At 73.3% G+C, this 7,984-nt stretch carries 5 protein-coding genes and 1 pseudogene; all 6 read left to right on the top strand.

Translation table 11 applies throughout. The features are described from left to right. Positions 1-293 (top strand): annotated as a pseudogene (locus HYE82_RS30905) (cupredoxin domain-containing protein); the annotation flags it as partial. A 101-nt stretch (positions 294-394) separates the two neighbouring features. After that, positions 395-1,684 carry a hypothetical protein gene (locus HYE82_RS30900; RefSeq protein ID WP_179177505.1) on the top strand — a complete coding sequence of 430 codons (1,290 nt, stop codon included), beginning with the start codon at positions 395-397 and terminating at the stop codon, positions 1,682-1,684. Between the two features lie 103 nt (positions 1,685-1,787). Continuing rightward, entirely contained in the window at positions 1,788-2,399 is a 612-nt protein-coding gene (locus HYE82_RS30895; protein ID WP_179177504.1) for a TetR family transcriptional regulator, read from the top strand. A gap of 156 nt (positions 2,400-2,555) precedes the next feature. Further along, a complete protein-coding gene (locus tag HYE82_RS30890) occupies positions 2,556-4,877 on the top strand; it encodes a molybdopterin-dependent oxidoreductase (protein ID WP_179177503.1) in 2,322 nt (773 codons plus the stop codon). A 73-nt stretch (positions 4,878-4,950) separates the two neighbouring features. Beyond that, on the top strand, positions 4,951-6,441 hold the full coding sequence (locus tag HYE82_RS30885; protein ID WP_179177502.1) for a CitMHS family transporter: 1,491 nt from the start codon (positions 4,951-4,953) through the stop codon (positions 6,439-6,441). A 100-nt stretch (positions 6,442-6,541) separates the two neighbouring features. After that, positions 6,542-7,954 (top strand): aldehyde dehydrogenase family protein, encoded by a 1,413-nt coding sequence (locus tag HYE82_RS30880; protein ID WP_179177501.1) that lies wholly within the window; start codon positions 6,542-6,544, stop codon positions 7,952-7,954. Positions 7,955-7,984 lie beyond the last annotated feature (30 nt).

The following is a 7,984-nucleotide window of genomic DNA, read 5'->3' as shown; positions in this document are numbered from 1 at the left end:
GGCCCCCACCCGCTTCCGCTCCCGCGCAGGCCGACCGCACGGTCACCCTCAGCGTCCGCGACGGCAAGGTCGTCCCCGCCCCCGGCCGCACCGAGCTCAAGCGCGGCGAGCGCGTCGCCCTGCGCGTCACCAGTGACCGCGCGGACACCCTGCACGTCCACGGCTACGACAAGGAACTCGCCCTGCCGGCAGGCCAGGAGGCCACCCTGGTCCTGACGGCCGACCGCACGGGCCTGTTCGAGGTCGAGACCCACGAGTCCCGTCTCGTGCTGACCCAGCTCCTCGTCCGATGACCCCGCCCCCGCGCCCGCCTTCGTGGTCGCAGGCGGGGGCTTGGCCGGGCCCCGCCCCCGGCGGCCGGGGCGTGGTCCCGGACCCGGCCGCCGCGGACCCGCTGACCGCGCTCGCGCACGGCATCGGCTCCCGGCACGATCTCCCCATCTCTCCCTTCTACGCGTTCGCCGGCGCCTTCACCGCACTCTTCGTCTCCTTCCTCGCCCTCGGTCTGCTGTGGTCGTCCTCCCGGTTCCGCGGCGACCGGTCCGGCCTCGCCCTGCCGACCGGCCTCCAGCGGACCGCCGACGCGCCCGCCACCCGCGCCGCTCTCCGCGGGCTCGGCCTCGCCGCATTCCTGGCCCTTCTCGCCTCCCTCCTCCTCGCCCCGGACGACCCCGACCGCAACGCCGGTCCCGGTGCCGTCTACGTCCTCTTCTGGGTCGGCCTCGTCCCCGCCTCCCTCCTCCTCGGCCCCGTCTGGCGCCTCCTCAACCCGCTGCGCACCCTGCACCGCCTGCTGCACCGGCTCCCGCACCGCGTGAGGGTGCCCCCGCGCGGGTACGCCCCCCTTCCCGCCCGGCTCGGCCAGTGGCCCGCCGCCGCCGGACTGCTCGGTTTCACCTGGCTCGAACTCGCGGCTCCCGATCCCGCATCGACCACCTCCCTCCTGATCGCCCTATCCGCCTACACCGGCGCCCACCTCGCGCTCGCCGCCCGCTTCGGCGAGCGCTGGTTCGACGACGGGGACGCCTTCGAGGCGTACTCCGCCCTCCTGGCCCGGCTCTCCCCCCTCGGCCGCCGCCACGACGGCCGTCTCGTACTCCGCAACCCCTTCCACGGACTCGACGCGACGCCCGAGCGGCCCGGACTCGTCGCCACCGTCTGCGTCCTGCTCGGCTCCACCGCCTACGACGGCTTCAGTGACCACCCCGCGTGGATCGACACCCTCCAGACCTCCCCCCTCGGCCGCACCCCCACGGCCACCCTCGGACTGCTCGCTTCCGTCGCCCTCGTCGCCACCCTCTACTGCCTGTGCGCGGCGGCCACCCGCCTGGTCGGCGGCCCGCACCCCGGACCGCTCACCGCCTTCGCGCACTCACTCGTCCCGATCGCGCTCGGCTATCTCATCGCCCACTATTTCTCCCTTCTCGTAACCGAAGGACCACGCACCGTAAGCATGGCACTCGGCACTGACAACGGGCCCGATCCCTTGCCCCCCTTGGGATCCGGCGGCCTCGCCGCCCTCCAGGTCATCGCCGTCGTCACAGGCCACGTCCTCGGTGTGATCGCAGCCCACGACCGCGCCCTACGACTCTTCCCGCCGCACCGGGCCGTCAGCGGACAGCTCCCCATGCTCGCGCTGATGATCACGTACACCCTGGGCGGCATCGGCCTCCTGCTGAACTGAGGCCGTGATCGGAAGCGGGCCCGTGCCCGCGAACCGAGGCCGCGACCCACCCGCGTCCGGGACGACGGCTGAAACCGCGCGCCCGGAGCGGCATGATGGACCCGTGCCGCCCACCCACCCCCTGCGCCGTGCGCCCGTCCAGCGGCGCAGCGCCGAACGGCTCGCCCGGATCCTCGACGCCTGCGCCGAACTCCTGGACGAGACCGGGTACGAGGAGCTCAGCACCCGGACCGTGGCCCTGCGCGCCGGCGTGCCGATCGGCTCGGTCTACCGCTTCTTCGGCAACAAGCGCGCCATGGCCATCGCCCTCGCCCACCGCAACCTGGACCGCTACACCGAGGCCATCGCGGAGCGCCTCGCCGTCCTCCCGGCCGACGACTGGCGACCGGTCGTCGACGCCGTGCTGGACGAGTACCTGGCCATGAAGCGGACCGTCCCCGGTTTCGCCCTCGTCGACTTCGGCGTGCCCGCCCCGCCGGCGGACGGCCCCGCCGCCGACCCCAACCGGCTCGTCGCCGTACGCCTCACCGAACTCCTGGCCGGCCACCTGGGCCTGACCCCGGACCCGGACCTGGAGCGGGCGGTCCTCGTCGCCGTCGAAGCCACGGACGCGCTGACCAAGCTGGCCTTCCGCGCCGACCCGGCCGGTGATGCGGCGATCGTGGCGGAAACCCGCGCGATGATGCACGCCTATCTCGCCCGCGTCCTCGACTGACGCTCCCCGCAGGTCGGCAGGTCGGCAGGTCGGCGGATCGGCAGGTCGGCAGGTCCTGGACTTCCGCCCCCGCGGATCTCCCTGACGTGCCTACCGGTCGGTATGCTCGGTGCGCCCGCGTGCCCGCGCCGCAGCCCGACGCCCCTGGGAGGGCCCATGCCCCGCACCGCCCTGCGCATCTGCCCCCTCTGCGAAGCCACCTGCGGCCTCACCCTCACCATCGACGGCACCGCCGTCACCGGCGCCCGCGGGGACCGCGACGACGTCTTCAGCCGCGGCTTCATCTGCCCCAAGGGAGCGGCTTTCGGCGCGCTCGACTCCGACCCCGACCGGCTGCGCACCCCCCTCGTCCGCCGCGGCGGACAGCTCCGCGAGGCGGACTGGGACGAGGCCTTCGAGGCCGTCGCCACCGCCCTTCCGGCCCTCGTGCAGGAGTACGGCACCCAGTCCGTCGGCGTGGTCCTCGGCAATCCGAACGTCCACACCATGGCCGGCGCCCTCTACCCGCCGCTGCTCCTCAAGGCCCTCGGCACCCGCAACCTCTTCACCGCCAGCACCCTCGACCAGATGCCCAAGCACGTCTCCAGCGGGCTCCTCTTCGGCGACCCCTTCGCGATCCCGGTCCCCGACCTCGACCGCACCGACTTCCTGCTCCTCATCGGCGCCAACCCCGTCGAGTCCAACGGCTCCCTGTGCACCGCCCCCGACTTCCCCGGCCGGCTCAAGGCGCTGCGTGCCCGGGGCGGCACCCTCGTCGTCGTCGACCCGCGCCGCACCCGCACCGCCCGCCTCGCCGACCGCCACCTCGCACCCCGGCCCGGCAGCGACGCCCTGCTGCTGGCGGCCCTCGCGCACACACTGCTCGCCGAGCGACTCGCTGCCCCCGGCGTTCTCGGGGAACACCTCCTCGGCTTCGGGGAACTCGCGGACGCCCTCGCGAGTTTCCCTCCTGAGGCCGTTGCACCCGCCTGTGACCTCACGGCCGCCGAGATCCGCATCCTCGCCCGCGATCTGGCGGCCGCGCCCACCGCCGCCGTCTACGGGCGGATCGGCAGCTGCACCGTCACCTACGGCACCCTCACCAGCTGGCTCGTCGACGTACTCAACATCCTGACCGGCAACCTCGATCGGCCGGGCGGCGCCCTCTTCCCACTCCCGGCCGCCGGCCCGCGGCCCCGCTCCGGATCCCGCAAGGGCTTCGCCACGGGCCGCTGGCGCAGCCGGGTCAGCGGCCACCCGGAGGCCAAGTCCGAACTGCCCATCGCCGCCCTGGCCGAGGAGATCGAGACGCCGGGGGAGGGCAGGATCCGTGCCGTGGTCGCCATCGCCGCGAATCCGGTGCTGTCCGCCCCCGACGGGCAGCGCCTCGACGCGGCTCTGGCCGGCCTCGACTTCATGGTCAGCGTCGACCCCTACCTGAACGAGACCTCGCGCCACGCCCACGTCGTGCTGCCGCCCCCGCCGCCCTCGCAGAGCGCGCACCACGACTTCGCCTTCAACGGCTTCGCCATCCGCAACCAGGCCCGCTACACCCGCGCCGCCGTCCCGTTGGAGGCAGGACTGCTCGACGAGTGCGAGATCCACGCCCGCCTCGTCCTTGCCGTCGCAGGCCTGCACGGCGCCGCCGTCCCCGACGCCGCTGCCGCGGTCGACGCGCCGGTCGTCCTGGCCACCCTTGCCAAGGAGACCGCCGACCCGCAGTCGCCGCTGTACGGGCAGGACCCGGTGCGCCTCGCCGGGCTGCTCACCGGGGAGAGCGGCCCCGAGCGGAGGCTCGACCTGATGCTTCGACTCGGGCCGTACGGCGACCTGTTCGACACCGTCGGTGCGGCCCTGCCCCCGGCCGCCGCGGGCGGGGAACCGGCCGTCGAGAGACCGGACGGCGAGGGCGGGGCCGGCGAGGGGGCGGCGCCTGCGGGGCTCAGCCTGGAGCGGCTGCTCGCACACCCGCACGGCATCGACCTGGGCCCGCTGCGGCCCCGGCTTCCGGCCGTCCTGAAGACGCGCAGCGGCAGGATCGAGCTGCTGCCCGACCCGATCGCGGCCGAGCTGCCCCGGCTGCGCGCGGCGCTCGCCGAACGCCCCGCCGCCCTGGTGCTCGTGGGCCGCCGCCACCTGCGGTCGAACAACAGCTGGTTGCACAACGTGCCGGCCCTCAGCGGAGGTTCCAACCGCTGCACGCTCCAGGTGAATCCCCGGGACGCCGAGCGGCTCTGCCTCACCGACGGCGGACGCGCCCTGATCACCGCCGACGGCGGCAGTCTGGAAGTCCCGGTCGAGGTGACCGACACCGTCCGCACGGGCGTGGTGAGCCTCCCGCACGGCTGGGGCCACGACCGCGACGGCGCCCGCCTGACCGTGGCCGCCGCCGCGCCCGGCGCCAACGTCAACCAGCTCCTCGACGGCACCCTGCTCGACGCGCCATCCGGCACGGCTGTCCTCAACGGATTCCCCGTCAACGTCGCACCCCTGCCCTGAGCTGGGGTTTTGCTCGTATTGCTCACGCGTGGACGTCTTGTTGGGCTCCAGAGGCGACCCCTACGTTCCCTGCATGCTGACCTTCCTCGGCTTCGCCATGATCGCGACCTTCCTGGTCCTGATCATGATGAAGAAAATGTCGCCCATCGCGGCGCTCGTCCTCATCCCCGCGCTCTTCTGCGTGTTCGCAGGCAAGGGCGCCCACCTCGGCGACTACGTCATCGAAGGCGTCGGCAAACTCGCGCCGACCGCCGCCATGCTGATGTTCGCCATCGTCTACTTCGGCCTGATGATCGACGTCGGCCTGTTCGACCCGATCGTGCGCGGCATCCTGCGCTTCTGCAAGGCCGACCCCATGCGCGTCGTGGTCGGGACCGCGGTCCTCGCCGCGATCGTCTCGCTCGACGGCGACGGCTCGACCACCTTCATGATCACCGTCTCTGCCATGTACCCCCTCTACAAGCGGCTCGGCCTCAGCCTCGTCGTCATGACGGGCGTGGCCGCCACCGCCAACGGCGTCATGAACACCCTGCCCTGGGGCGGCCCCACGGCACGGGCCGCCACGGCCCTCAAACTCGACGCCGCCGACATCTTCGTGCCGATGATCCCCGCCCTGGCGGTCGGCCTGCTGTTCGTGTTCGCCCTCGCCTACGTCCTCGGGCTGAAGGAACGCCGCCGGGTCGGCACGCTCGCGCTCCCCGGCGACGCCGAGCGCGCCGACGAAGACGCCGACGCGGCCGGGCAGGATCTGGTCGCCGTCGGCAAGGGATCCGAAGAGGCCGGAACCCGCGCCCATGCCGGTGCCGGTGCCGGTCCGGGTGCCGACTCCAGCCCGGGCTCCGGGCCCGCCTCCGGGCCCGGAGTCGCCTCCGCCCCCGGTTCCCACGACGGTGCCGCCGACGACGGGCCGCAGGCCGGCGGCTTCCAGGGGCTCGATCCCCTCCGGCCGACCCTCCGACCCCGCCTCTACTGGTTCAACGCCGGCCTGACCGTCGCACTCCTCGCCGCCATGATCATGGAGCTGCTGCCCATCCCGGTGCTCTTCCTCCTCGGCGCCGCCCTCGCCCTCACCGTCAACTTCCCGCACATGCCCGACCAGAAGGCCCGCATCGCCGCCCACGCGGACAACGTCCTGAACGTCGCCGGCATGGTCTTCGCGGCTGCCGTCTTCACCGGCGTCCTCAGCGGCACCGGCATGGTCAAGCACATGGCCGACTGGCTCGTGGGCGCCGTCCCCGAGGGCATGGGCCCGCACATGGCCCTGGTCACCGGTCTGCTCAGCCTGCCGCTCACCTACTTCATGTCCAACGACGGCTTCTACTTCGGCGTGCTGCCCGTCCTCGCCGAGGCCGGCGCCGCGCACGGGGTGTCCCCGCTGGAGATCGCCCGCGCCTCCCTCGTCGGCCAGGCCCTGCACATGTCCAGCCCACTGGTTCCGGCCGTCTACGTCCTCGTCGGCATGGCCAGGGTCGAGTTCGGCGACCACACCCGCTTCACCGTGAAATGGGCGGCCCTGACCTCCCTCGTCGTCCTGGGGGCGGGGATGCTTTTCGGCATCATCTGACCGGGGCCGACCCTGGCACCCGTAAAACTGCCGGCGCTGGTTTGTAGGGTGTCCACACGAGATCAGGTCTACGCGCTCGTGCGTGCTCGGGAGGAATGCCATGAAGGCCCACGACGGGATGTACATCGCCGGCGAGTGGCGGGCCGCTGCCGGTCGCGACCGGATCGAGGTCGTCAACCCCGCCGACGAGCAGATCATCGGCAGGGTCCCGGCCGGCACCGCCGAGGACGTGGACGCGGCCGTGCAGGCCGCCCGTGCCGCCCTTCCCGGCTGGGCGGCCACGCCCCCGGCCGGGCGTGCGGCCCTGATCGGGAGGCTGCGCGACGCGATGATCGCCCGCAAGGCCGAGTTCACCGACATCATCACCGCCGAGCTCGGCGCCCCGGTGGGCTTCTCCGCGGCGGTGCACGTCGGCTCGCCGATCGCGGTCGCCGCCTCCTTCGCTGAGCTGGGGGCCTCGTACGCCTTCGAGGAGCGGATCGGGAACTCGACGGTGCTGCTGGAGCCGGTCGGAGTGGTCGGGGCCATCACGCCCTGGAACTACCCCCTGCACCAGATCGTTGCCAAGGTGGCGCCCGCTCTCGCCGCCGGCTGCACCCTCGTCCTCAAGCCGGCCGAGGACACCCCGCTGACCGCACAGCTCTTCGCCGAAGCCGTGCACGAAGCGGGCATCCCGGCCGGAGTGTTCAACCTGGTGACCGGGACCGGCCCGGTCGCCGGGCAGGCGCTTGCCGCGCACGAAGGGGTCGACCTGGTCTCCTTCACCGGCTCCACCGCGGTCGGCAGGCAGATCGGCGCCGTGGCCGGCGCCGCCGTCAAGCGCGTCGCCCTCGAGCTCGGCGGCAAGTCGGCCAACGTCATCCTGCCCGGGGCCGACCTGGCCAAGGCCGTCGCGGCGGGCGTGGGCCACGTCATGAACAACTCCGGCCAGAGCTGCAACGCGCTCACGCGCATGCTCGTCCACCGCGACCAGCACGAGGAGGCCGTCTCGCTCGCGGCCGCCGCCGTCGCCGCGTACCCCTGCGGCGACCCCCGCGAACCGGGAACCCGCCTCGGCCCGCTGGTCAACGCCAAGCAGCGCGACCGCGTACGGGGATACATCGCCCGGGGCATCGAGGAGGGCGCCCGCCTCGTCGCCGGCGGCCCGGACGCGCCGCACGAGCGCGGGTACTACATCGCCCCGACCGTGTTCGCCGACGTCACACCCGAGATGGCCATAGCCCAGGAGGAGATCTTCGGCCCGGTGCTGTCGATCCTCCCGTACGAGGACCAGGACGACGCCCTGCGCATCGCCAACGGCACCGTGTACGGCCTCGGAGGCGCCGTCTGGGCGGCCGACGAGGACACCGCGGTCGCCTTCGCCCGCCGTATGGACACCGGCCAGGTGGACATCAACGGCGGCCGCTTCAACCTGCTCGCACCCTTCGGCGGTTACAAGCAGTCCGGGGTCGGGCGCGAGCTCGGACCGCACGGTCTGGCGGAGTACCTCCAGACCAAGTCCCTGCAGTTCTGACCCGCCTGACAGTCCCCGACCGCCCCCGAC

This window comes from Streptomyces sp. BR123, assembly GCF_013401435.1.
Taxonomy (GTDB): Bacteria; Actinomycetota; Actinomycetes; order Streptomycetales; family Streptomycetaceae; genus Streptomyces.
This window is presented reverse-complemented; position numbering and strand designations above follow the sequence as displayed.